At 36.4% G+C, this 26,479-nt stretch carries 22 protein-coding genes, 1 tRNA gene and 2 riboswitches; of the genes, 5 read left to right on the forward strand and 18 right to left on the reverse strand.

What is annotated here, in order from left to right:
- Window positions 1-18: 18 nt before the first annotated feature.
- The gene (metH, locus tag I6L50_RS27130; RefSeq protein ID WP_219303542.1) at window positions 19-3,417 is read right to left on the reverse strand and encodes a methionine synthase; all 3,399 of its coding nucleotides are present in this window, start codon (window positions 3,415-3,417) and stop codon (window positions 19-21) included.
- On the reverse strand, window positions 3,417-5,249 hold the full coding sequence (locus tag I6L50_RS27135; RefSeq protein ID WP_016100611.1) for a bifunctional homocysteine S-methyltransferase/methylenetetrahydrofolate reductase: 1,833 nt from the start codon (window positions 5,247-5,249) through the stop codon (window positions 3,417-3,419). The genes metH and I6L50_RS27135 overlap by 1 nt, the downstream gene beginning before the upstream one ends.
- A 70-nt stretch (window positions 5,250-5,319) precedes the next feature.
- A riboswitch (SAM riboswitch) is annotated at window positions 5,320-5,429 on the reverse strand.
- Window positions 5,430-5,631: 202 nt separating this feature from the next.
- Window positions 5,632-5,745: riboswitch (SAM riboswitch) on the forward strand.
- 89 nt (window positions 5,746-5,834) lie between these two features.
- Here I6L50_RS27135 and I6L50_RS27140 point away from each other — a divergent pair.
- The 4 genes from I6L50_RS27140 to I6L50_RS27155 all read left to right on the forward strand — a co-directional run bounded on the left by I6L50_RS27140 (window position 5,835) and on the right by I6L50_RS27155 (window position 9,508).
- The gene (locus I6L50_RS27140; protein WP_219303543.1) at window positions 5,835-6,947 is read left to right on the forward strand and encodes a methionine biosynthesis PLP-dependent protein; all 1,113 of its coding nucleotides are present in this window, start codon (window positions 5,835-5,837) and stop codon (window positions 6,945-6,947) included.
- Entirely contained in the window at window positions 6,944-8,107 is a 1,164-nt protein-coding gene (metC, locus tag I6L50_RS27145; protein WP_219303544.1) for a cystathionine beta-lyase, read from the forward strand. Before I6L50_RS27140 ends, metC begins: the two co-directional genes overlap by 4 nt.
- 161 nt (window positions 8,108-8,268) lie before the next feature.
- On the forward strand, window positions 8,269-8,781 hold the full coding sequence (locus I6L50_RS27150) for a cysteine hydrolase family protein (protein ID WP_219303752.1): 513 nt from the start codon (window positions 8,269-8,271) through the stop codon (window positions 8,779-8,781).
- Between the two features lie 436 nt (window positions 8,782-9,217).
- Window positions 9,218-9,508 (forward strand): ArsR/SmtB family transcription factor, encoded by a 291-nt coding sequence (locus tag I6L50_RS27155; RefSeq protein ID WP_000894375.1) that lies wholly within the window; start codon window positions 9,218-9,220, stop codon window positions 9,506-9,508.
- A 150-nt stretch (window positions 9,509-9,658) separates the two neighbouring features.
- Here I6L50_RS27155 and I6L50_RS27160 read toward each other — a convergent pair whose 3' ends face one another.
- Both I6L50_RS27160 and I6L50_RS27165 read right to left on the reverse strand, forming a co-directional pair.
- On the reverse strand, window positions 9,659-10,771 hold the full coding sequence (locus tag I6L50_RS27160; protein ID WP_219303545.1) for a class I SAM-dependent methyltransferase: 1,113 nt from the start codon (window positions 10,769-10,771) through the stop codon (window positions 9,659-9,661).
- Window positions 10,772-10,780: 9 nt separating this feature from the next.
- The gene (locus I6L50_RS27165; protein WP_002015137.1) at window positions 10,781-11,410 is read right to left on the reverse strand and encodes an MBL fold metallo-hydrolase; all 630 of its coding nucleotides are present in this window, start codon (window positions 11,408-11,410) and stop codon (window positions 10,781-10,783) included.
- A gap of 170 nt (window positions 11,411-11,580) precedes the next feature.
- On the opposite strand from I6L50_RS27165, the gene I6L50_RS27170 reads away from it, so the two are divergent.
- Window positions 11,581-11,751 (forward strand): DUF2759 domain-containing protein, encoded by a 171-nt coding sequence (locus tag I6L50_RS27170; RefSeq protein WP_002034036.1) that lies wholly within the window; start codon window positions 11,581-11,583, stop codon window positions 11,749-11,751.
- Window positions 11,752-11,831: 80 nt separating this feature from the next.
- Here I6L50_RS27170 and glcK read toward each other — a convergent pair whose 3' ends face one another.
- From glcK to I6L50_RS27240, 14 genes are all read right to left on the reverse strand, one after another.
- The gene (gene glcK / locus I6L50_RS27175; RefSeq protein ID WP_113935587.1) at window positions 11,832-12,815 is read right to left on the reverse strand and encodes a glucokinase; all 984 of its coding nucleotides are present in this window, start codon (window positions 12,813-12,815) and stop codon (window positions 11,832-11,834) included.
- A 19-nt stretch (window positions 12,816-12,834) separates the two neighbouring features.
- Complete coding sequence (locus tag I6L50_RS27180) at window positions 12,835-13,035, reverse strand: YqgQ family protein (RefSeq protein ID WP_000253699.1); 201 nt, start codon at window positions 13,033-13,035, stop codon at window positions 12,835-12,837.
- Window positions 13,036-13,138: 103 nt separating this feature from the next.
- Window positions 13,139-13,717 carry a 5-formyltetrahydrofolate cyclo-ligase gene (locus I6L50_RS27185; RefSeq protein ID WP_002034038.1) on the reverse strand — a complete coding sequence of 193 codons (579 nt, stop codon included), beginning with the start codon at window positions 13,715-13,717 and terminating at the stop codon, window positions 13,139-13,141.
- A gap of 104 nt (window positions 13,718-13,821) precedes the next feature.
- Complete coding sequence (rpmG, locus tag I6L50_RS27190; RefSeq protein WP_001265616.1) at window positions 13,822-13,971, reverse strand: 50S ribosomal protein L33; 150 nt, start codon at window positions 13,969-13,971, stop codon at window positions 13,822-13,824.
- A 69-nt stretch (window positions 13,972-14,040) separates the two neighbouring features.
- Entirely contained in the window at window positions 14,041-16,395 is a 2,355-nt protein-coding gene (locus I6L50_RS27195) for a sugar phosphate nucleotidyltransferase (protein ID WP_113935588.1), read from the reverse strand.
- Window positions 16,396-16,740: 345 nt separating this feature from the next.
- Window positions 16,741-17,397, reverse strand: coding sequence for a phosphate signaling complex protein PhoU (gene phoU / locus I6L50_RS27200; protein WP_033715045.1), 657 nt, complete (start codon window positions 17,395-17,397; stop codon window positions 16,741-16,743).
- A gap of 172 nt (window positions 17,398-17,569) precedes the next feature.
- Window positions 17,570-18,385 carry a phosphate ABC transporter ATP-binding protein gene (gene pstB / locus I6L50_RS27205; protein ID WP_219303546.1) on the reverse strand — a complete coding sequence of 272 codons (816 nt, stop codon included), beginning with the start codon at window positions 18,383-18,385 and terminating at the stop codon, window positions 17,570-17,572.
- 28 nt (window positions 18,386-18,413) lie between these two features.
- Complete coding sequence (gene pstA / locus I6L50_RS27210) at window positions 18,414-19,280, reverse strand: phosphate ABC transporter permease PstA (protein ID WP_219303547.1); 867 nt, start codon at window positions 19,278-19,280, stop codon at window positions 18,414-18,416.
- 1 nt (window position 19,281) lies between these two features.
- The gene (gene pstC / locus I6L50_RS27215) at window positions 19,282-20,232 is read right to left on the reverse strand and encodes a phosphate ABC transporter permease subunit PstC (RefSeq protein ID WP_002088646.1); all 951 of its coding nucleotides are present in this window, start codon (window positions 20,230-20,232) and stop codon (window positions 19,282-19,284) included.
- 27 nt (window positions 20,233-20,259) lie between these two features.
- Window positions 20,260-21,177 carry a PstS family phosphate ABC transporter substrate-binding protein gene (locus I6L50_RS27220; protein WP_219303548.1) on the reverse strand — a complete coding sequence of 306 codons (918 nt, stop codon included), beginning with the start codon at window positions 21,175-21,177 and terminating at the stop codon, window positions 20,260-20,262.
- Window positions 21,178-21,699: 522 nt separating this feature from the next.
- Window positions 21,700-23,826 carry a peptidoglycan D,D-transpeptidase FtsI family protein gene (locus tag I6L50_RS27225; RefSeq protein ID WP_113935591.1) on the reverse strand — a complete coding sequence of 709 codons (2,127 nt, stop codon included), beginning with the start codon at window positions 23,824-23,826 and terminating at the stop codon, window positions 21,700-21,702.
- A 109-nt stretch (window positions 23,827-23,935) separates the two neighbouring features.
- Window positions 23,936-25,213: an MFS transporter gene (locus tag I6L50_RS27230; RefSeq protein WP_219303549.1), complete on the reverse strand. Its 1,278-nt coding sequence runs from the start codon at window positions 25,211-25,213 to the stop codon at window positions 23,936-23,938.
- Between the two features lie 122 nt (window positions 25,214-25,335).
- The gene (sodA, locus tag I6L50_RS27235; protein ID WP_001052029.1) at window positions 25,336-25,947 is read right to left on the reverse strand and encodes a superoxide dismutase [Mn]; all 612 of its coding nucleotides are present in this window, start codon (window positions 25,945-25,947) and stop codon (window positions 25,336-25,338) included.
- A gap of 223 nt (window positions 25,948-26,170) precedes the next feature.
- Window positions 26,171-26,244: transfer RNA gene (locus I6L50_RS27240), tRNA-Ile, on the reverse strand.
- Window positions 26,245-26,479: the final 235 nt, after the last annotated feature.

Raw genomic sequence — 26,479 nt, forward strand, 5'->3', positions numbered from 1 at the left:
ACGTCTCCCCCTTCTACACTATAGTACACTAAAATACCTTGCCTCAGGGTGAGAAAATACCATAGCCGTTACAGACGCTTCTGGCTCCATCATAAATCCTTCTGTTAATGAAATACCTATTTCTTCTGGATGAATTAAGCGAAATAATTTTTCTTGATCAGCAAGTTCTGGGCATGCTGGATAACCAAATGATACGCGTATTCCTCTATATTTTGTACGGAATCTCTCTTCCATCGTCAGTTCAGGTGAATCTGGAATTCCCCAACGATCACGAATGAGCATATGTGTTTTTTCAGCAAGTCCTTCTGCTAATTCAAGTGCTAACGACTGAATCGCATGACTGCGTAAATAATCTCCCTTCGCCTTCCATTCCTCTGCAATATCTCGAACCCCTTCTCCAACGGTAACAGATAAGAAAGCGACATAATCCATCTCATCTCCAATCGGGCGTATATAATCTCCTAAAGTACGGTATGGTGCTTTCCCTTGTCTCGGAAATTCAAATCGCTCTATAATACGTGTGTGATCTTCCGGATCGTATATAATTATATTTTGTCCATCACTTTGCGCCGGGAAAAATTGATACACCGCTTTTGGGCGTAACCAAGATTGTCCTTCTTGTAATAATTCATCAATTAAATCATTTAGCTCATGTGCTCTTTTATCCCCTTCTTGCAGGAGTTTTTTTACGTTTCCTTTTAACCCAAGATGGTGTCCAATTAACATTTGTCTATTTAAAAACGGTGCAAGATGAAGGGCAGGAATATCCCGTAATACAACTCGTTTCGTCGAATCTGGCACTATAACAGTTGCTTTTGGCAACGGCTCAATAACTGCGGGAATTTCTATTTTTTTCTCCTCTTTTTTCACAATGTGAAGATGGCGTTCCTTTTTATCTCGCTTCATCTTTTCACGTTCTTCTTCCTTTTGTAATTTGTTAATAATATCAAGACCTGTCATTGCATCACTTGCATAACATACGAGCCCTTTATAAGATGGAGAAATACGATTATCTGTAAATTTCCTCGTTAGTGCTGCACCACCTACAACAATTGGAATATCAATATTCGCTGCTTTTAAATCTTCAGCAGTCGTTACCATTTGTTGCGCTGATTTTACTAACAAACCAGAAAGGCCAATAATATCAGGTTTCTTTTCTTGTACTTCTTGAACAATTCGATCCGAACGAACATTAATTCCTAAATTAATAATTTCATATCCGTTATTTGATAAAATAATTTCAACAAGGTTTTTCCCAATATCATGTACGTCTCCTTTAACAGTCGCTAATAATACTTTCCCTTTTTTTGCACTCTCACTAGATTCCATATGTGGCTCTAAATAACTTACGGCAGCTTTCATACTTTCAGCACTTTGCAATACTTCAGCAACGATCAGCTCATTACCATTAAATAATCGCCCCACCTCATCCATTCCTGTCATAAGCGGCCCGTTAATAATATCCAGAGGTTTTCGTCCTTCTGTAAGCGCGAGACTTAGATCTTCTTGTAGTCCTTGCTTCGTACCTTCTACAATATAATTTGCCAGTCGTTCATCAAGCGTTAGCGTTTCTTGTGTAGCGACTTCTTTCTTTTTGGCAACACGGTAAAAGTTTGTAAATTTTTCTAACGTCTCTTTCGTCGTTTCAAATAATAATGCATCCGCAAGACGTTTTTCTTCCTCTGGAATTAACGCATAGCGTTCTAATTTTTCCGTATTAACAATCGCATAATCTAATCCTGCTTTCGTTGCATGATATAGAAAGACAGAGTTTAATACTTCACGTCCAGCTGGTGGTAAACCAAAAGATATATTACTCACACCTAGAATCGTTAAACATTCTGGTAACGCTTCTTTAATAAGACGAATTCCTTCTATAGTCGCTGCCGCTGAACCTATATATTCTTCATCACCTGTTCCTACAGGAAACACAAGCGCATCAAAAATAATATCAGATGGGCGTATACCATACTTTTTCGTTAGTAATTCATAGCTTCTTTTAGCAATCTCTATCTTTCTTTCTGCACTAACTGCCATACCATCTTCATCAATTGTCCCTACAACTATCGCAGCACCGTATTTCCGAAGAAGGGGTGTCACTTTTTCAAAACGTTCTTCTCCATCCTCTAAATTAATAGAATTGATAACACCTTTTCCTTGAATATAAGTAAGAGCTTTCGCCATAACATTTTCATCTGTTGAATCAATCATAATCGGTACTTTTAACACTTTCGTAACTTCTGCCAAGAATCTTTCCATATCTTCTATTTCATCACGATCAGGGTCTGCCATACAAATATCAATAATATGAGCATTTTTCTTCACTTGCGCTCTTGCCACTTCAGCAGCCTCTTCAAATTTCCCTTCTGCTACTAATCTTTTAAACTTACGCGATCCAATTACATTCGTCCTTTCTCCAACAAATAAAGGCCTCATAGAATCATCATATTGCAACGCTTCTAGTCCACTAATTCCATGTCCAACCCTTTCATGATGCTCACGAGGATTAATCGAGGCAAGCGCCGATTTCATTACACGTATATGTTCTGGTGTTGTGCCACAACAACCACCAATAATATTAATCCATCCTTCTTCAGCAAAACGTTTTACTTTTTCAGCAAGTGACGCTGGAGATTCGTGATAATGCCCATCTTCATCAGGAAGACCAGCGTTTGGATAACACGAAATATAACACTCCGATAAATCAGATAGGGAACGTATATGTTCCCTCATAAATTCTGGACCAGTAGCACAGTTTAATCCAACCGATAATGGCTTCATATGCTCTACCGATAAATAAAAGGCTTCGATCGTTTGACCCGCTAAAGTCGTTCCCATCGGTTCAATTGTTCCAGAAATCATAATAGGTACTATTTTGTTTAGTTCTTCAAACGCCGATTGAATTCCAATGTACGCAGCTTTCACATTACGCATATCTTGACTCGTTTCAACGAGTAATACATCAACTTCTCCTCTTAATAGTCCTCTCGCTTGCCTTGTATAGGCTTCAATTAACTCTTCAAAAGTCACACCACCTGTAACACTAATCGCTTTCGTCGTTGGTCCCATCGCTCCCGCAACATACACTTCTTTCCCACTTTCTTTAACCGCTTGCTTCGCCAAAAGCGCTGCCCTTTCGTTTAACTCTTCATCTAAATGAGACAATGCATAATCACTTAATACAATATTTGTTGCACCAAACGTATTCGTTTCAATAATATCTGCTCCAGCTTCAATGTAGACTTTATGAATATTTAAAATAACATCCGGTCTTGTTTTTACTAAATATTCATTACAACCTTCGTATTCTTCTCCTCCAAAATCTTCCGCTGTTAAGTCTTCTTGCTGGATCATCGTTCCCATTGCACCATCTAATATTAAAATTTCATGTTGTAATCTCTCTTCTATTCGTTTCATCAATTAATACCTTCTTTCACTTCTTGCTTTTCTCTCACATATTTCACGAGATGTTCTGTAATTTCATATTTTAAAAACGGTGTAATAAGATAAATACCGTTAAAGTATTTCATCGCCGCATCGATCAACTCTTGTGAAATACGAATCCCTTCCTCTATAGCTGCCTCTTTCGTTTCATGTCCATCCATTCTTTGTCTTATCTCTTCAGGGAGAGTAATACCCGGCACTTCAAAATGAAGAAAATCTGCGTTCCGCTTACTTACTAACGGCATAATTCCAATAAAGATAGGTTGTTCCAAATGCTTTGTCGCTTCATATACTTCTTCTATTAAAGCAACATCATATATCGGCTGCGTTAAGAAATATTCAGCACCAGCATCAATTTTTCGTTCCATTCGCTTGACCGCTGCTTTTAAATGCCTTACATGAGGATTGAATGCACCTCCAACAGAAAATCTTGTTGCCGGACCAATTGATTTCCCTAAAATAGAGCGACCGTCGTTCATCTCTTTAATCATTTTAATGAGCTCTATCGATGACAAATCATATACAGAAGTTGCACCTGGGAAATCACCAACACGCGCTGGATCACCAGTTAAAGCTAGCACTTCCTCCATACCTAATGCTGATAATCCAAGTAAGTGAGACTGTAGTCCAATGACGTTATGGTCTCTACACGTTAAATGCGTCAATACTGGAATATCATGCTTCGTTAATAATGCACCCATAGCCATATTCGAAACACGAGGAGATGCTAATGAATTATCTGCTAGAGTAATAGCATCCGCTCCAGCCCTTTTCAGTGCTCTTGCCCCTTCAAAAAAACGCTGCGTGTCTAACGTTTTCGGTGGATCTAATTCCACTACAACTGTCGTTTGTTTCTTTGCCTTTTCTGCTAGAGTAACATGAGCTCTCGAACGCTTCTCATGTGTATGGACCACTTTAGGCCTTTGAATCGTCTCCTTTGCTATTACAGGTGCAACATTTAGAGTAGCACGTTTCATTCCTTCAATATGTTCCGGGGTAGTACCACAACAACCACCTAATAAACGAATACCTTGTTCAATAAATTTCGGTGTCATTTCTTCAAAATACGCTGGACTTCCCTCATATACGTAACGCCCTTCCACATAATTCGGGAGACCTGCATTCGGATATGCTGATAAATAGCCATTTTGAGGAATCGATATCATTTTGAAAGCTTCCGTCATATGAAGTGGCCCTAGTTGACAGTTCAATCCAACAACATTGGCACCGTAATCTAAAAGCTGTTTTAATATTTCATTGACATCATTCCCATTTTGAGTCGTACCTGCCTCATGTAACGCTAACTGAGCAACAATCGGAATATTCGTTTGTTTACGCAATACTTTAACGGCATGCAATAATTCAAATTCATCATAAAAAGTTTCTAATAGTAATCCATCAACCTGTTCTTCTAGTAAAGCACCTGCCTGCTCAAGTAACATAAATTCTCGCTCTATATCAGTCGTTGTAACAGCACCAATATGTTTCATACCTCCAATTGTCCCTAAAATTGCATTCCGATCTGTTACTGATGCTTTCGCAATATTCACTGCCGCTTTATTAATTTGGACAACTTGATTTTCTAGACCATACATGCGGAGTTTCGCTTCATTCGCACCATACGTATTCGTTTGAATAACATCCGCTCCAGCAGCTACATATTGTTTATGGATCGATATAATTAAGTCCGGATCAGACAAATTCAATTCTTCAAAACTACTTTGTAAACCATGCGAATGTAATAACGTTCCAACCGCACCATCACCTATTACAATTCCTTTTGATAATAAATCTAGTAATTTCACGAATCTCCCTCATTTCTATCAATATAAAAACCCCCTCTTCACTTTGAAGAGGGGGACATAATTGTTCCTCCTCTTATTATGCAAAACACACGTTTTGCAGGTTTTAGCACCGTTTCAAACATTTAGTTTGAAGGTTGCCGGGTTTCACAGGGCCTTTCCCTCCACCGCTCTCAATAAGAGTTTGTCTTTATTATTTTATTTATGTAGCTAAAAGGAAATACGTTCCCCTTTTAACAATGTTTGTTAATTTTTTATAAATTTAGCACGCACTAAAATAAAAGTCAATGACACTTGTGGAAAAATAAAAATTATTTAAAATAAAGTTGCAATTCAATTATCTTTTGTTGTAAAGTTAAAACCATAATAAAATTTCATACGAACATTCTTATCTAGAGAGGTAGAGGGACTGGCCCTTTGACGCCTCAGCAACCATTAACATTCATTCGTTAATAAGGTGCTAATTCCAGCAAATTGTGAAAGATTTGACAGATGAGAAGAAGACTCTATTCAATCCGAAAGCCTTCTTCTTAGAAGGCTTTTTTTATTTTCACTTAGTCGTTCACTTTAAAAAGGGGGTATTTTCACATGTCAACAATCGAAACAAAACTAGCACAAATCGGGAACCGTAGCGAAGCTACAACAGGAACGGTTAATCCACCTGTTTATTTCTCAACTGCTTATCGTCACGAAGGAATTGGTAAATCTACTGGATTTGACTATTCAAGAACTGGAAATCCGACTCGCGGCCTTTTAGAACAGGCAATCGCAGACTTAGAAAGTGGTGAGCAAGGGTATGCCTGTAGTTCAGGAATGGCGGCTGTTCTCCTTGTCCTTTCACTATTCCGTTCCGGAGATGAGCTTATCGTATCTGAAGACTTATACGGGGGAACATATCGTCTATTTTCCGAACATGAAGACAAGTGGAATATTCGATGTAGATACGTAGATACACAATCTATTAAACAAATTGAGCAAGCAATCACATCTCAAACGAAGGCTATTTTCATAGAAACACCGACTAATCCATTAATGCAAGTAACTGATATCGTAAGTGTAGCAAGTGTAGCGAAAAGGCACGGACTACTTCTTATTGTAGATAACACGTTCTATACACCTTATATACAGCAACCATTAACAGAAGGTGCAAACATCGTCCTTCATAGCGCAACTAAGTATTTAGGCGGTCATAACGATGTACTAAGCGGACTTGTCGTTGCGAAAGGGAAATCTCTTTGCGAGGAGCTTGCTCATTATCATAATGCCTCTGGTGCTGTCTTAAGCCCGTTTGATTCATGGCTATTAATTCGAGGCATGAAGACTTTAGCACTTCGCATGAAACAGCATGAAGAAAACGCTCATGCAATTGTTGCTTATTTAAATGCTGAAGATGGTGTGACAGATGTATTTTATCCAGGAAGAGGTGGTATGATTTCATTTCGCCTTCAAGACGAAACTTGGATTAATCCTTTCTTACAATCTTTATCCTTAATTACATTTGCTGAAAGTCTTGGCGGTGTCGAAAGTTTAATGACTTATCCAGCAACGCAAACTCATGCCGATATTCCAGAAGATGTTCGAACAGCACGTGGTGTGTGTAATCGTCTTCTCCGTTTTTCAGTCGGCATCGAAAATAGCAACGACTTAATTCGAGACTTAAAGCAAGCAATTAAACTTGTAAAAGAAGGTGTAAGAATATGAGTTATTCCATAGATACGCTTTTACTGCATAATCAATACAAGCATGACTCACACACAGGAGCTGTTAACGTTCCCATCTATAACACATCAACATTCCATCAGTTTGATGTAGATGCTTTCGGAAAGTATGACTATAGTAGATCTGGAAATCCAACACGTGAAGCTCTTGAAGATATCATTGCTTTATTAGAAGGTGGGACAAAAGGATTTGCCTTTGCATCAGGCATTGCAGCCATTTCTACTGCATTTCTCCTTCTTTCACAAGGTGACCATGTTCTTATTTCAGAAGATGTATATGGAGGTACTTATCGAATTGTTACTGAAGTTCTCTCCCGTTATGGTGTTTCACATACATTTGTTGATATGACCAATGTGGAAGAAGTAAAAGAAAACATTAAACCAAATACGAAGCTCTTTTATGTAGAAACACCTTCTAACCCACTTTTAAAAGTGACAGATATTCGTGCTGTTTCTAATCTTGCAAAATCTATTGGTGCTCTTACTTTTGTTGATAATACATTTTTGACACCACTATTTCAAAAACCGCTTGATCTTGGCGCAGATGTCGTTCTTCATAGCGCTACAAAGTTTATTGCTGGTCATAGCGATGTCACCGCCGGATTAGCTGTCGTAAAAGATGAAGAACTCGCTCAAAAGCTCGGCTTTCTACAAAACGCTTTTGGTGCTATTTTAGGACCGCAAGATTGTTCTCTCGTGCTTCGCGGCATTAAAACATTGCATGTACGTCTCGAACATTCAGCTGCAGGTGCCAACAAAATCGCACATTTTTTACAAGAGCACACTAAAGTTCAAAATGTCTATTATCCTGGCTTACAAACACATCTTGGATTTGACATTCAACAATCTCAAGCTATATCAGCCGGAGCTGTCCTATCTTTCACTTTACAATCAGAAGACGCACTCCGCCAATTTTTATCAAAAGTAAAATTACCTGTCTTCGCAGTTAGTTTAGGAGCTGTCGAATCGATTCTTTCCTACCCAGCTAAAATGTCACATGCAGCACTGTCGCAAGAAGCTCGTGATGAAAGAGGTATTTCTAATTCATTACTTCGGTTATCCGTTGGCCTTGAAAATGTTGACGATTTAATATCCGATTTTGAAAATGCCCTTTCTTATGTAGAAGAGCCTGTAAATGCATAGGACGAACAGAAGATATGAAATTAAGTTTTCATATCTTCTTTTTTATGCCGTTAAGTATATTTTTTACTTTTCGTATAGTTCATAAAAAAACGAAAGAGCACCATCTATTTCCAAATAATGAATTAATTGATATATTAAAAAGTAAAAAAGGGGCAAAAATAATGGATACTTGTGCAGATGTTTTAATCGTTATCGATTTACAAAATGGGGTATGTTATAGCGGAGAGCATTTATTTGATTTACAAAACTTGCTTACAAAAGTAAATAAAAGAATTTCTTCCTATAGAAAATCAAATAAACCAATCATTTTTGTTCAACATTGTGATGATGATTTAGTACCCGAAAAAGAACTTTGGGCTATTCATACCGATCTAGATGTTCAAGAACAAGATTTTTTTGTAAGAAAAACACATGCAAATTCATTTTATAAAACGAACTTAAAAGAGATTTTAGACCAATTATCTGTACATCATATTGAATTTTGTGGTGCCCAAACAGAGTACTGTATGGATGCTACGATTAAATTTGCCCATGGACTAGGATACGAAAACTTCATGATACAGAAAACAACCTCTACGTTAAATAATCCATTTATGTCCGCAAAAGAGACAATTAATTTTTATGAAAATATATGGAATCACAGATTTTTAAAATTGATACAAGATGAACTCTAGAATAAATGACTAATAACTTGATCATTCTAAGATTTATCAGCCACATTCAAATATTTCATTATCACCATTATAAAGAAGCTGATCATAATCAGCTTCTTTTCTTTTAACCTGTTATATATTCTATATATAACATTATAATTCCTTTGTCATATTATTTTAAAAATTTTGTATATTCATTTGAAAGAATAAGAAAATCATGATAAAATTGTGTTACGAATATATCTATATCTTTCAATTTTTGAAACGCATCAAAATTTTCACTCAAAAATGTCATTTTACAAAACTGTGCAAATTTATCTATTTTATTTACATCAGGGTCTCTTTTCTTACAATTTCTTTACTTTAGGACTTTTTTTCTGCAACAACTGTTTTCTTTTCTTTGATTTTTTGGTATGTATAGTATGGTATAACAGCTCACACGGAGGTGGAAAAGAACATGTTAGAAACCTTTCAAAAAGAAATAGAACTATATGAAAGCAATGCAGAATTATTGAAAGTGCTTGCTCATCCTGTTCGCTTATGTATTGTAAAGGGATTAATTGAACGTGGCCCAAGCAACGTTTCTACAATGTACACAGGCTTAAACATGCCACAATCTACAATTTCACAGCATTTAGCAAAGTTAAAAAGTGCTAAAATCGTTTCTAGTGAAAGAAAAGGATTGGAAATTTACTACAAAGTAGAAAACGAAACAATTATTCAACTCGTTCGTGTATTATTAGGTTAGGGACCTATAGACAGAGAAAAAGAGTGTATTCTATATTTTTCATCTCATATCTTTAATATAAATATATATCATGAGAGAAAATATATAATGCTACATAATTAAAAGTCGTATTAAAAAACAAGACACAGAAAATACTGTGTCTTGTTTTTTTCATATCGTTAAATATTGATTCAAAAGTAAATTCTTCATATCTTTTGTGTGTATAACAACATCGAAAGCATTACCTAATCCTCCGTTCAAAATCATAGAGCGAATAGCTCTATTTAGTTTTTGAGTTTCAGAAAAAGGGTTGGTATCTTGATGGCTAGCAAGCTGATCTAATATTCCTGCCGCTAACAAAAACTCTGATTGCTTCCTATGCCATATCGTATTAATTCCGTGCAGCTCAAAATTCATCTTCAACTCATCCCAATGAACATGCGTAGTAAGGTCCATTTCTCCTGGATATGCAAGAGGATTACGAATTAGCTTGTGCTTATAATATCCTCTTAAACTTCCTTCACGATGTGCAGGATGCATCCATTCCTCTTTTGTATATCCATAATCAACTGTAATACATATACCTTTCTGAAACCATTTCGCAATTTCTTCTATATACTCTTCCATTGCAATAGGCACTTCAAAGCGCTGTCCCTCAGCAATATGAATGTTATATTTCAATAAGTAACGACCGACTCTTTTCTCTATCGGTCTAAATACTTCTGTAAGGTTTCCCTCATCTGTATACGTGATACGTACTTCATACAAAATTCCATTTCTTTTCTCAACTATCTCAACAGGAAACGCATCAAATAATTCATTCGAAAAAATAATTCCTTCGAAAGACTCTCCCATTTCAATATAAGATGTATAATACGACACATTATCAAATAAGCAAAGCCTCTCCTGTTGTAGCCTTCTATGAAAAGGGCTCACTTCAATAATTGAATAGTTTAAATTGATAAAGGTTTCCGGAGATAATTGTTTCCATTCTTGTAAAACATCATAGGCAAACTTTCCTGTTCCCCCACCAATCTCACAAATATTTGGAGAAACTTCTCCCTTTTCAACAAGCCGAATAAAAAACTTAGCAAAAGTCTTCGCAAATACAGAAGATACATTACTACTCGTAAAAAAATCTCCCTGTCTTCCGATTTTTTCACGTTCTCTCATATAATACCCATGTTCCTCTGCATATAATACGAGGTTCATATACGTACTATATGAAATCGAATGATCCTTTTCTTTTCCCATCCATTCTCTTAAATTGAGCTCCATCCCCATAATGACTCCTTATTGTAAAAATGGATTATTTTCTTTTTCAAAACCAATGCTTGTTTCTGGACCGTGTCCACATAGCACCGCTGTTTCATCTGGTAATACAAATAATTTCTCTTCAATACTTCCAATTAATTCAGCAAAACTTCCACCAGGTAAATCCGTTCTTCCAATACTCATTTGGAACAATACATCTCCAGAAAATACAGCATTCGCTTCTTTACTGTAATAAGAAATACTTCCTGGAGAATGTCCTGGTGTCTCAAAAATTTCAAAACTAAAAGAACCGATCGTTAATGTACCCTCTTCGTCAATAATATGGTCTGCTGGTTTTGCTGTAATACTGCGGTTCATCATAAAAATTTGCGAGCCATTCACAGTTGCATCTCCTAACCAATCCGCTTCTTCTTTATGTACGTATACAGGAATATGAAAAGCGTCTCTCACGGCATCAACAGCACCAATATGATCGAAATGAGCATGTGTTAATAAAACCGCAAGTGGCTTTAACTGCGCTTCCTGTAAATATGTAACAAGTTTCTCTCCTTCATGACCAGGATCAAAAATAATACACTCATTTTGATCATTCGTTAAAATATAAGCATTTGTTTGTAATGGGCCTAAAGGCATTTGTATCCATTTCATATGAAAATCTCCTCCAGTTATTTAATTTACTTTTAATGATACAACATTTCTTTCTCTTAGGAAAAGAAGGCGTGTTATCTCGACAATCATTTTTAAAACATGTACAATATAAAAGAGTAAATATTCTAAAAACTCATTCTAAGGAATGAGTAGACAGAGGAGGATATTGTATGGGCCTTGTTATTATTTTTACGCTAGTCACTCTGTTAGCTGTATTTGCTACGCTTAGAACACTTCGCGAAAAAAACTTATTCGCGGGCGGCTTCGCTATTGCAACCGTACTTGTTTTCGGATGGTTTACAATCATGACTGTTCTATATAATGGGTACCCACCAGCTTAATCCATTTACATTTTTATTCTCCAACAAGATCTTGCATAAAAAGAGGAAGGGGGCCCCTTCCTCTTTTCATTATTCACAACTTATATCATCTTCGCCTCGTATTTGTTCTTTTTTACAAGCCACGCTCCTCCAATTACACCTGCATCATTACCAAGTATTGCAATTGCTAACTTTGTGCTCTTTACAGCACGAGAGAAAGCATATTGCTCGAAATAACGTTGAATTGGTTCTAATAGTGCGTCTCCAGCTTTAGATACGCCACCACCAATCACGATTTTCTCTGGGTTCAACGTACTAGCAAGGTTCGCTACAGCTAATCCTAAATAAGAAGCTACTTTTTCCACTACTTCACCTGCTAGTTCGTCACCTTGTCCAAGCGCTTCAAACACATCTTTTGATGTAATAAGCCCTTCTTCTGCTAACATAGAACGTAAAACACTTTCTTTATCTGTCTCTTGTATTTGTTGCATAGCAACACGTACAATACCTGTTGCAGAGGCTACCGTTTCTAAACAACCCGACTTCCCGCAATTACATGGAAAAGCGTTCTCTGTAACAACTGTAATATGTCCAATCTCACCAGCAGCACCGCTTATACCATGTACAATCTCACCATTGGCGATAACACCACCACCAACACCAGTGCCAAGTGTCATACAAATTAAATCTTTTGCTCCTTCACCAGCACCTTTCCACATTTCACCAAGCGCTGCTAAGTTTGCATCATTATCAATAACAACAGGTAATCCTGTTTCTACTTCTAGCAAGTCTTTTAACGGATAGTTTTTCCATCCTAAATTAACCGCTTCATAAATCATTCCAGATGCCACATGTACAGGACCAGGAGCTCCCATACCAATACCAATTAGCTTGCTTTTTAATTCACCTAATTCTTCTAACTTTTTATCAATAGCTTTCGCTACATCAAGTGTAATATGTTTTCCTTGTTCATTTGTATTCGTAGGGATTTCCCACTTATGTAAAATTTCACCGTACACATTAATAAATGCTAATTTAATCGTTGTACCACCAAGGTCAACACCAACTAACCATTTCTCTTCCATGTTACTTACCTACCTTTATCTAATTCTTATTTAGCTCTTTTTGAATTTCTTGCTTCAATAAAAATAAAGCTGTTTGATAGTCTTGTGGATCGATTAGCTGTGATTGATTTAATTCACGCAATTCATCTTGCATTAATTGTAAATCTGCAATTCGATCACCCGTATAAATAATCGTACCAAATTTCTTTAGCAATTGCTGAATATCATAAATAGATACCATTTCATCACCCTCTATGCTCACTTACTATAAAAAATTATAATAAGAAAACGTTCACATATTTTATTATAATCACGAAGAAAAAGTCTCGTCAATTTTTATTTGTCTATACAAGCCCATTTTTAACCATTGTTCCTTTTTCTGTAATAATTTTTTCTACATTTTTATCAAATGGCTCTACTGGAATATGTTCTACCATTTGAAAACTATAAGCTAATGATAACGCTTTCCCTTTATAATGCACGAGATAACGATCATAATAGCCACCGCCATATCCAATCCGTTCTCCTCGCTCTGTATAAGCTACGCCTGGCACGATTTGAAGATCAATTTCATCTGCATTCACTTCTTCCGTAAGCGCTGGAATTGGTTCACGTAAATTCATATACACTGTTTCTAATTGATCAAAATTACTAATTTTCCGGAAAGACATCGTTCGTGTTCCTTTATTACACTTCGGAACAACAACTTTCTTTCCTTCTTCCCAAGCTTTTTCGATAATAGGATATGTATTCACTTCATTTTCCATTGAGAGGGTGATTCCAATTGTTTTAGCTTCAACCCACTCTTTTTGCGCATACAACGAAGCTGCAATTTGCTCTGATAAAGTTGTATACCGTTCTTCTGATAAAGAATTCATGTGTTCTATTATTTGTTTACGTAAACGTAGTTTCTCTTCTCTCACACATTTTCCCCCTCACAGTGACACTTTGCTCTACGATGATAGTGTATCACTTTTAACAGAGGAACCGAATAAAAAAAGAAACAGTAGGAAAATATTCCTACTGCTTACTTTGTTTCACGGTGTAACGTAGACTTCTTGTCACGCTTGCAATACTTTTTAAGCTCGATACGCTCAGCGTTGTTACGTTTGTTTTTCTTTGAGATATAGTTACGATCTCCGCATTCTGTACATGCTAGAGTAATATTCACACGCATTCTTATTTCCCTCCAGTACTAATAACTTAAATCAGACTATACTATAATACCACTTTTAAAATAAAAATTCTACACCTTTTGATATTGTCTAATTTTTTCTATAAGATTTTTCATGTTTTCCCTTGCTATTACTGGGTTTCTAGCATGCGAATACACTAAAAATTTCGGTTGTTTTGTGTCAGAAACGATATAAGACCACTCTTTTTCGGTATATTTGAACTGTACTCCTTCAAATATACCTTCTTCCTTTCTTTCCATATCAGCCAATAATTTCCTCATTACTTTCCCTTTTTCATTCCATGAACATACAACTTCATCACAAAGTAGATAGAGCGGAGGTGATTGCTCTACTATGCTGAGAAATGTTTTTCCCTGCAATGCTATTAGCTCGAATAATTTTCCAATTCGATATAAAATATCTCGCTTCCATCTCGCTTGAAACGACTTTTTTTCATCCTGCGTATAAAATAGAAGGTAACATTCTCCTAATTTCAAAGACATCGGGTAAATATTTCCTGCCGATTCAAGTAATAAATCTGGAATATCTACCTCTTCAAAATCTGTTCCCTGGTAAATATTACTATGATTATCATATAACTCGAAATAATTTCCTTGCTCTGAAAACATAAGTGCCATATTTGCTTTACTTGATTTCATCAAGGCTTTCACATGATGCTTTTGTTCGCCCGCATAAATCCATGTAACTGTGCATCCGAGCCTTTGCAAAAAAATCATAAGTAAATGTTGTAACATATCATTTCTCTTATTAATAAGAAGATGAAACTTCTGTTTTTGTATCGTTTCAATATCAATATGCTCTAACACAGCTTCTACATAATTATTTACAGAAACGTGAACTAGCTTATTTCGTCCCATTTCTTTCTCAGAAGCGTAATAAAACGACTCAGACATATATACTTGTTCTATCGCTTTTTGCTGCTTATACGTTAAAAATGAGCCCTCCTTACCATACAATTGTATAACAATCCCTCTTTCGCTTTCCACTTGAACGAAAACTCCACCTGCACATTGCAAATTATGAATGGCATACTGAAAAAGCGACTCATTCATTTCTTTACATTCCATCGTATGAATCCCGCTGCCATGAATGGCATGGAGGAATAAATTTTTAAAGGAAGTTGTTTCTATATTTTCCTGACTTCCAATCAATATACTCTCTCCTTTAGCAAAAAGAGATCCATAAGCCATTGCAACTTTCACAATAAATTGAGGAGTAATTTCAACATTACCCCTTCCTAAAATCCGGCTTTTTTGTAACCACCCTGCACTCTTTTCACTCTCTTTAACACCGGCAGAACCTACTATCGAATGACTATCTATCTCCTTATATGGCCATATTTTTCCTTTTTGCTTAATTACTGTACTTTTCCCTATATGACAATGGTCCGCTACAATACTTTTTTGAAAAAGTGTAACATCATCTTCGACCATTGTATGATCTCCTATTGTTGTTTCTAACAACTCACAATTTTTTCCTATATGAGCGTTTGCAAAAATGATGCTTTTTTGAAGATGAGAATAACTTGAAACGATACTATTTTTCCCGATAATAGAGTACGGTTCAATTACAGCCCCTGCACCAATCATTGCTCCTTCTCCAATAAAAGAAGGGCCATGAATTTTCGTCCCTTTTCCTATCGTTACACCTTCTCCCATCCACACCATCGGTAATACTTCTGTATATGGAATAGGCACCTTCAATTTTTTCGTCAACAAATCGAATTGAGCTTGCCGATATTGATCAAATGTACCAATATCTAGCCAATAGTCTTCTGATAAATATGCAAATAAAGCATTTTTATTTGCCAATAAAGGAAACACATCATGACTGAAATCCGAAAATTCCATGGATGGTATGTAAGAAAAGATTTCTGGCTCCATTATATAAATACCTGTATTCACAATATTAGAAACTACCTCATTCCAGCTCGGCTTTTCTATATATCGTATAATTTCTTGTTCTTTATTCATTACAACTAAGCCAAATGAGAGTGGGTTTTCTACTTCTTTCACAAACATCGTTACCATTCTCTTCTTCTGTTCATGAAATGCAATTCCTTCTGATAATTGAAAGTCAGTTAATGCATCCCCACTAATAACAACAAATGTTTCATCTAAAAAACTTTCCGCTTGCTTAATACTCCCTGCTGTTCCAAGCGGAGGAGAATCTTCAAAATAATACAAGTTAACTCCCCACTTACTACCATCACCAAAGTATTGCTTAATGGCAGTACTCATATATTGAACTGTAATTGCAATTTCACGAATACCATGCTGACGTAATAATTCAATATTATATTCAAGAACTGGTTTTTCTAACAATGGTAACATCGGTTTTGGAGTATTACATGTTAATGGTCTAAGGCGTCTCCCTTTTCCTCCAGCTAAAATAACCCCCTTCATATACTTCAGCCTCCACTTATATAATGTTCAAGAACTCCGTATATCATTTACCCCACATTAACTGCAGTAAAAGTCCGGTTTGGTATGATCTAACAATCAGCGAGAGACAGCCCCACTAATTAAAGCCTCACTTTATAAATAAATATACCTTTTAACTCCCACCCAAAAGAAAGCGCTTACCATTAACTTGGTAAAATAATTAATAATACGTAACTAACACATATGTACTTATTTTCCCATCAATTATGATACATCTTATCATCATAGACTAAAGGAAACAACGAGCTTTTTTTGTCATGTTTTGACTAAAAAAAGCAGGTGATTTCTCATCACCTACTTTTCCCCCTACTCATTCAATAAATAATGCTTTCCTTTTACTACATAAAATACATTCTCGGCAATATTTGTAACATGGTCTGCTACACGCTCAATATATCTTGCAACAAAGGATAGTTGTGTAATTTGTGTAATCGCTTCTGGTTGTCCAGGGATAGATGAAATAAATTCACGAATCGCCTTCCCATAAATTTCATCAACTGAATCATCCATTTCAGCAATTTGTTTAGCAAAAGTTAAATTTTCTTGCTCATATGCTTCTAATGCTAAATTTAACATCTTATGAGCAATCTCAAACATTCCCTCAAGATTATGTAAACTAACAACCACTTCTTTTTCACCAAGACGAATTGTTGATTTCGCAATATTAACAGCATGGTCTGCAATACGTTCTAAATCTGTCGCTGTTTTAATTGAAATGAAAATTCTTCTTAAATCACTTGCTACAGGCTGCTGCTTTGTAATAAGCATAAGCGCAAGGTCATTTATTTCCTCTTCTAAATTATCCATGCGATAATCCCCATCAATGACTTCTAACGCTTTCTCTACATCCCTGTTGTGAAGACCTTCCATAGCAATCAATAAAGCTCCACTTGCTAACTCACCAAGCTCGATCACCTTTTGCTGTAACGTTTTTAAATCACATTGAAACTGTTCTCTTACCATCATTTCTTCCCCCTCAATATTATGTGCCATTTTATATAAATCCCCTACCCAGCCTCTTGTATGTTTATTAAGCCTTGAGAAAAGAGAAATATTACTCCCCTATTTAAAATGAGGTAAAAATGAGAAATGCCCTCTGTTAAGAGGGCATTTACTCTTAGCCTTGCTAGCGATATCAACCAAATCGTCCTGTAATGTAGTCTTCTGTACGCTTATCTGCAGGTGTTGTAAATAATTTGTTCGTATCTGTATATTCCACAACTTCTCCACTTAAGAAGAAAGCAGTTTTATCTGAAATTCGTGCTGCTTGTTGCATGTTGTGCGTTACGATAACAATACTAAAATCTTTCTTTAACTCCTGAATTAATTCTTCTACTTTTGATGTTGAAATTGGATCTAGCGCCGATGTTGGCTCATCCATTAAAATTACGTCTGGCTCAATCGCTAAGCAGCGTGCAATGCATAGACGTTGTTGCTGACCACCAGATAAACCGTATGCATTATCATGCAAACGATCTTTTAACTCATCCCAAATAGCTGCGCCGCGCAAGCTATTTTCAACAATTTCATCAAGTGTTTTTTTGTCACGAACACCATGGATTTTCGGACCATATGCTACATTTTCATAAATAGATTTTGGGAATGGATTTGGCTTTTGGAACACCATACCCACATGCGTACGTAATTCTTCAACTGGATATGATTTATTAAATATGTTTCGTTCTCTATATTCGATAACGCCCGTAGTTCGAACGATAGGCACTAACTCTACCATACGATTTAGCGTTTTTAAGTATGTTGATTTCCCACAACCACTTGGACCGATAATCGCTGTTACTTCATTCTCATGAATACTTAAGTTGATATCTTTTAAAGCATGGTCTTCTCCGTACCATAAATTTAAATTTTTCGTATCAAATACTATTTTTTTTGGTGCTGTCTCAATCTTTTTTTCATTTTTCACCTGTACATTTACTACTGTTGCTACCATTTGAATTCCCCTTTCATCCACTTCCAACTTATTTTCGATTTCGTAACCATAAGACAAATATATTTATAAAGAGCAACAATCCTAGCAAAACAATCATCCCAGCTGCTGCTACATACTGAAATTCTTCTTGTGGTCTACTCATCCAATTAAAAATTTGAATTGGTAAAACCGTAAATCTATCAAACATACTGAACGGAACATAATTTGCAAAGGCAAGGGCCCCAATAACTAATAATGGTGCTGCCTCACCAATTGCTCTCGATACCGCTAACGTACATCCCGTTACAATCCCTGGCAAAGCGACTGGCAATACAATTTGATACATCGTTTGCCATTTCGTAGCACCTAATCCGTAAGAAGCCTCTAGTAATGAGCTCGGCACAGTTCTAATCGCTTCTTGACTAGCTACAACAACAGTTGGTAAGACGAGTAAACTCATCGTCAGTGCCGCTGCCATTATGCTCTCTCCCAAATGGAGAGCGTATACGAAAATAGTTAACCCTAGTAAACCAAACACAACGGAAGGTACCCCTGCTAATGTTTGATTATTTAATTCAATCAACCTTTTAAAAACGGACTCCTTCGCATAATGCTCTAAATAAAGAGCTGTTCCGACTCCAAATATAAAAGAGACTGGTATAACAATGCTCATAAATAGTATTGTTCCTGACAAAGCAGCGACAATCCCAGCTTCTCTCGGATTACGTGAGGCGAAGTTTGTAAAGAAATCTATTGAAAGATAACTTATACCTTTTTCAAAAATTTGAAAAAGCAATATAAAAAGTATTACTACTGAAAACAAAATTGCTATATAAAACAAACACTTGTAAATCCGATCCTTTAAAAAACGCGACGCCATATTTTCTTGTATGTTCTTATGGTTTAACATTCGCATATTATGTCAACCTCCTAAAACGGCGCATAATATATTGCGAAATGATATTCATAATAAAAGTAAACATAAATAACGTTGCACCTACAGCATACATGCTGTAATAAGTAATCGTTCCATGCGGAGCATCACCTAAACTCACTTGTACAATATAGGCTGTTAATGTTTGAATAGAATGAGTCGGATCTATCGATACATTAGGTGTTGATCCAGCTGCAATAACAACAATCATCGTTTCACCAATTGCCCTGGAAGCTGCTAATATAATCGCTGCCATTATGCCCGTAAAAGCCGATGGAAACACCACTTGTTTTACCATCTCAAAACGAGTTGCTCCTAGCGCTAATGAGGCTTCTTTAATTCCTTTCGCTACAGCTCTCATCGCATCTTCAGAGAGAGACGCAATCGTCGGTATCATCATAAACCCTATAACAATACCTGGACTAATAGCATTAAAAAACTGCAAATCTGGTATAACCCGTTGTAAAAGTGGTGTGACAACTGTTAACGCGAAAAAACCATATACAATTGTCGGGATGCCTGCTAGTAGCTCTAACAACGGTTTTAATATTTTCCGAGCGCCATTCGAAGCGTATTCGCTTAAAAACACGGCACACCCTAAACCAATAGGAATTGCTACGAACATGGCAATTGCTGTTACAAGGATTGTTCCACATATAAGTGGTAATATACCGAATTTGGGATCTTCAAAAAAAGGTAACCATTCCTTCTCTGTCAAAAAAGAATACAATGATATCTTTTGAAAAAACATGATTGTTTCATTTGCCAACGTAATAATAATTCCAAGTGTCGTTACAATGGACACGCTAGCAATGGCTTTTAGTATTAACGGAACAATTCGATTGATTCGCTGCGTTTTTTTTCTTCTATTTGTATTTCTCTCAATCAAATGTTGTACAGAAAATGTAATTTGACTTTTGTCATTATGAGCCAAAGATGAAAACCCCTTTCCACCCTGACATTACCTTTTTATTTCTGTTAACATTCGCAGCTGTTCATTATATTTTTCTTTTGGTAATTTTACATATCCGACCTCTTCAGCAAGGCTTCCAACATGCTTAATCATAAACTCAACATAATTTGCTACATTAATTTTATTTCTGATAGATGCATGATTCACATACGTAAATAGCGGCCTAGATAATGGCTTATACGTACCCGACTGAATGGTCTCTTTCGTTGGAAATACACCATCCACCTGTATTGCTTTTACCTTATCTCGATTGGCCATATAATAAGCATATCCTACAAAAGCAATGGCATTTTTATCATTCATTACCCCTTGCATAATAACTTGATCGTCTTCAGACAAAGAAACCGTTTTTACAAGGCGATTATTTTGTAAGACAACATTTTGGAAATAATCATAAGTACCAGAGTCTACGCCTGGCGCATAAAATTTAACTTGTTCACGAGGCCATGATGAATGAATTTGTGACCATCGTTTCAATCTTCCATTTTCACTCCATAATAGACGTAACTCGTCTATCGTCATATTGTTTACCCACGTATTTTGACGATTCACAACAATCGTTAGACCGTCATAAGCAACCTCAAATGGTGTAAATTGAATGGATTTTTTCTGCATTGCATTTTCTTCTACCGGTTTCATCAATCTCGAAGCATTGTTTATATCTACTTCTCCTTTACTGAAACGATTAAATCCTCCCCCTGTCCCAGAAATACTAATAGAAATTTTCACGTTTGGATGGGCCTTTGTATATTCCTCTGCTACTGCCTCTATAATGGGGAAAACCGTTGAGGATCCATCAACTCTCACTTCTCCCATTTCATTTGTAGCGAATGCAGTAGACATATTAAAACAAAGGAAACATGTCGATAATGTCAAAACTTTAATCGATGTGCTCATCCATTTCACGTGTTCTTCCTCCTAGAAGTAACCGGAAATAACAGGATTACAGATATAAGAATACTGCTAAACTATTAATTCGGTTTTAATTATTTGTAAAAGTTTTGTAAAGTCCCACAAAAACAACTGTATACACAAACTTTATTTTCACTTTTGTACTTTAGATGCAGGAAATTTTCTAATCATCCATAAGGCGAAACTTTAATTAGTGGGGGTTTTGTTCATCCCCCCACTAATTATTAGCCCTCACCAATCGGGCGTTTACGGGCAGCAGGGCTCCCACCTAACTTCTTTGCTCCAGCTGAATTTTGAGGTGGGAGTTTTAACGCCCTCAAATGCGGGATAAAACTGCTATCGCCTATCACACACAACAAACTTAGAGCGTATGCACTAATCTTGTTGTGTTCATCGTTTTTGAAACTACATGTTTTTTCAATATTTTATGCTTGTCCACATTTACTAAACCATATGCGTAAGGCATAAAAAAAAGCACACTATCTTTTCAGATAGTGTGCTTTTTTTACAACTTTTTTATTCATCATCTTGATTTTTATTTTTTTGCGCTTTTTCATCTTGCGGAGCTTCACCAGTTAATGCTTGGTTTTTCAAATCAAAGTAAGCATCCATAATTTCACGACTAATATATCCATTAATACCAGTCTTATCATCATGTACCCACGGAACAACAACAGAGAATGCTACTTCTGGATCTTCGAGCGGGGCATAACCTACTAATGTTAAGTTATAAGTCTCCACACGCTGACCATCTGCTTTTTTACCAATCTCTTTATCTCCGCCATATACGGTTTGCGCTGTACCAGTTTTCCCTGCAGCTTTATATTTTGCACCAGTAAAGTATTTTGTAGCTGTACCACCTGTATCGTTAAACACTTGTCTAAATCCTTCTTGAACACGTTTAATTTGTGATTCAGGCATATCAACACGATTTAATACTTTCGGTTCCATGGATTGAACAACTTTTCCAACTTCCTCTGGCTTCGCCGATGGCTGACGAATTTCCTTTACAACTTGGGGTTGCATACGATATCCACCATTTGCAATCGTCGAAATATATTGCGCTAATTGAAGCGGTGTATACGTATCATACTGCCCGATTGATAAATCTAATAAGAAACCTGGTTGATTTCCTTTACCTATTTGACCAGCAGTTTCATTTGGCAAATCAATTCCTGTTTTCACACCAAGTCCAAACTGACCAAAATAGTAACGCATAGTATCGAACGCACTTTTCGGAATATCTAACGTACCGCCTCGTACATATGGAACCCCAGCGATATTCATCGCTGTTTTAAACATATAAACGTTTGAAGACTGTTTTAACGCTGTAAGGTCATTAATATACCCCATCTGTTTCCAAGATGACTTCGTAGGTGTCCCTTTTAATTTAATCGGTTCATCATACTGTACAGCTCCAGGTTGAATCGCACCAGTTTGATACCCCGTAAGTACTGTCGCACCTTTTACAGTTGAACCCATCGGATAAGAACTTGTCATCGTTCCTAATGCAAAATCATCTACTTTCGTTTCCCCGTCTTTATTCACTAATTGTTTCCCCGCCATAGATAAAACTTCACCATTTTTCGGGTTCATCATTACAACGAATGCACGGTCTAAAAGAGGTTCGCTCCCTTTAAATCTCATTAAGTTTTTTGTAAGAATTTCTTCTACGCGCTTTTGTAATTTCATATCAATCGTTAAATTCAGATCGTTACCTCGTTGTCCTTGTGACACATTAATAGTTTCTAAAATATTACCGTCTTTATCTGTAACATTTCTAACTTCAGCTTTTGTGCCGTGTAAACTATCTTCGTACTGTTGCTCAAGGTAACTTTTTCCTACACGATCGTTACGATTATAATCACGAACAAGATAGTGATCTAATCTTTCTCTCGGTAACCCTTCATCAGAAGAAGTTACACCACCAAGTACACTTCGGAACATATCGTCATACTTATATTTTCGCTCCCAGTCAACATTTGTATCTACACCTGGTAATTTCGCTAAATTTTCACTAATAATCGCGTATTCTTCCGGTGTTGCATTTTTTTTAACGATTTGCGGCGTCATTGCATATCCGCTTTCCATCTTACTTTTGATCGCCAATATTTCTAAATCTTTTGCTGACAGTTGATTAATCTCTTCTTCTGTTACACGATTTCGTTGACGTTCATCTAGTTCTTTATCGTCAATTTTATTCACTTTAAACTCTTCACGATCTTTTTTTGTGATTTTTGCTTCTGCTTCTTCTTTATGTAAAGCAAGCCAATAATCTTTCTTATCGCGATCTGTTAACTTATCTGTTGGGACTTCAATTAAATCTGCTAACTTTTTCGCCGTCTCTAAGCGATCTGCTGCAGTTGATCCCTTCATTTTTGTAAATGTAATTGTACGAATAGGCTCATTATCTACGACCGCTTCTCCATTACGATCAAATATTTTCCCGCGTGGTACAGGATTACTTATCGTTGAGTTTTCTTTTTTCTCAACTTCATTTTTATATTCCTCACCACGAACAATTTGTACGTATCCAAGCCTTACAATAACCGCGGAGAACATTAAAAACACGCAAAAAAACAACACGTTTAACCGAAAAGGAACGTGGGTCTTTTTCTTTTGTTGTTTCTGCTTCTTGCTCATACAAACCCCCTCTACCAACAGCTATGTAATGTGAAAGGGACACCTTCATACAGGTGCCCTCACTGCTGTCTTACATCTTTTTCTATTCTAGCATAAAACACGCGATAAGTTAACCTTCTGGTTCAGTTTGATTCTGCGTGCTTCCTTGCGCTACAACACTGGTTTTGTTCACATTCCCCTCATCATATTTGACATTTTTAACTGCAAAATAAATAAGAAAATGTCCAGCTCCTAAAATACATAGTAAGAAAGGTAAACTTTTTTCAGGCGGAAAAAATATGACAGCACATAAAAAACTTAAAATGGAACAAATTCTTCCGGCATTTAACCATAATTCCCTGACCACTATATATTCTACACGCCATTCTCTCGCCTGTTTTGCTCTACCAATTACATCGTATGTCATTGAGCCGTACGGAACGAGTAAAATCGGATATGCAACCGCAATACATGCTGCATAAATAAGTAATTTCGTATATGTAACATTAAAAATAACTAAAAATACAACCGCGTATAAAATAATACCGCCAAGTAAAATTGCTTTTTTTCGCCATTCTTTCTTTAACATACGAGCAACTAAATAATAGCATACAAATGATACTGCAGAATTCACTAAACTATATTTCCCTAGTGCTAACTCGCTACCAGATGCTAAATAGACATATACCGAAATAACGAAAATAAACGTTCCCTCTCTCAAACCTTGGAAGAAATGAGCGCGCGTAATTCTTCCCCAGTTTTCATCAACTTGCCGCTCTTTCAATACTTGCACAATTTCATAGCGTCCTTCACATTCCCTCTTCGATAAAAAAAAGCTTAGAACGACTGCAACCGCAAATAGCATTAACGAGAGGAAGAAAATGACAGTATAACCACTCCATTTTTCCATACGTGAAATTGTATATCCTGCTGCTATCGGTCCAATCATTCCAGAGAACGATGTAAGAAGTCCTAGAAAACCGTTAAAAAAATCTCTTGTTTCTGGTTCTGTAATCTCAAATGTTAACAAGTTAAAAGCAAGCCAATAAAAACCATAACCAACTCCTAAAAGAGCTCCCATTAATAAAATATAGTGAGATGCACTTTTTCCCGCTACTAAAACGACGATAAAAAAAACAGCTAACGTGCCTACACCGATTCTCAATAAAATCGAGCGATCAATACGTTTCGCTAATTTCCCGCCCACAAGAAATGTTAGAGGCTGCAATACAACGCTGGCCAAATTATACAAGCCCAGATTCACATAATTTTGTGTTTGCTTCCATAAATAAATGTTTACAAACGTATTCGATAAAGAAATTGCGAGCGTGTATAAACCTCCTATAACGAGCAATAATACTAAATCCCGATTCACTTCAACATCACCGATTACATGTTTCCACTTCATACACAACTCTCCTTTACTTCATGTTCTAGTCTTCCAAAGACAAGCTCAATTATGTAAAAGGAGAACATAGAAAAAAGCTAGGAGAAAACCCCCTAGCTTTTTTCTAGCTGTATTAACTTTAATTATTTTGCTTCTTGGTAAAGTTTTTCAGCAACGTTCCAATCTACAACGTTCCAGAATGCACCGATGTAGTCAGGACGACGGTTTTGGTAATTTAAGTAGTAAGCATGCTCCCAAACATCTAAACCGATAACTGGAGTTTTACCTTCAGTTAGAGGAGAATCTTGGTTTGGAGTGCTTGTTACTTCTAACTCACCATTGTTTACTACTAACCAAGCCCAACCAGAACCGAAGCGAGTTGCGCCAGCTTTTGCGAATTCTGCTTTGAATGCATCGAAGCTACCGAATTTCGCTTCAATCGCAGTTGCAAGTTCGCCTACTGGTTGTCCCCCGCCGTTTGGAGATAGGATTGTCCAGAAGAATGTATGGTTAGCATGTCCGCCACCATTGTTACGTACTGCTGTACGGATTGCTTCAGGTACTTCGTTTAAGTTTGCAACTAATTCTTCAACGCTTTTGTCAGCTAATTCTGCATGACCTTCTAAAGCAGCGTTTAAGTTTGTAATATACGTGTTGTGATGTTTTGTATGATGGATGTTCATTGTTTCTTTATCAAAGTGAGGTTCTAAAGCATCATACGCATAAGGTAAATTTGGTAATTCGTGTTTTGCCATTGTTATATTCCTCCCGGTTTATGTATTGTCACTACATATGTGACCTACAACTTCATTCTACCCTAATTGCCATAGGGTGCAAACAAATAAATCGCTTTGTCTTGCTATCATTAAAGTAGCAAAATTCCCACTTCTTTTCAATTAAAATGCTCATATATTCCGAAAAAAAGCTTCCTTCTACAAGGAAGCTTCCTGCTGACATAATAAACATATGAAATGGATATGGACCCTGTAGGACTCGAACCTACGACCGGACGGTTATGAGCCGTCTGCTCTAACCAACTGAGCTAAGGGTCCACGATTATGTATGTACCATTAAAAACAACTAAATTCCAATCGGATATATCGTTTGAAAAATGTAAGATAAATTTACCATATACGAAAGAAAAGTGTCAATTGTATTTTTCTCTACTAAAAGAAGTAAATTAATAAGAAGGAATTTAGTCTTCTCTACTATATGTAAATATAATATATCTTGAGCTTCTCTAGATTCGTACGTTACAATGATTTTATACATACATAAAGGAAGTGA

The sequence above is a fragment of the Bacillus sp. FDAARGOS_1420 genome (assembly GCF_019344915.1).
GTDB lineage: Bacteria > Bacillota > Bacilli > Bacillales > Bacillaceae_G > Bacillus_A > Bacillus_A mycoides.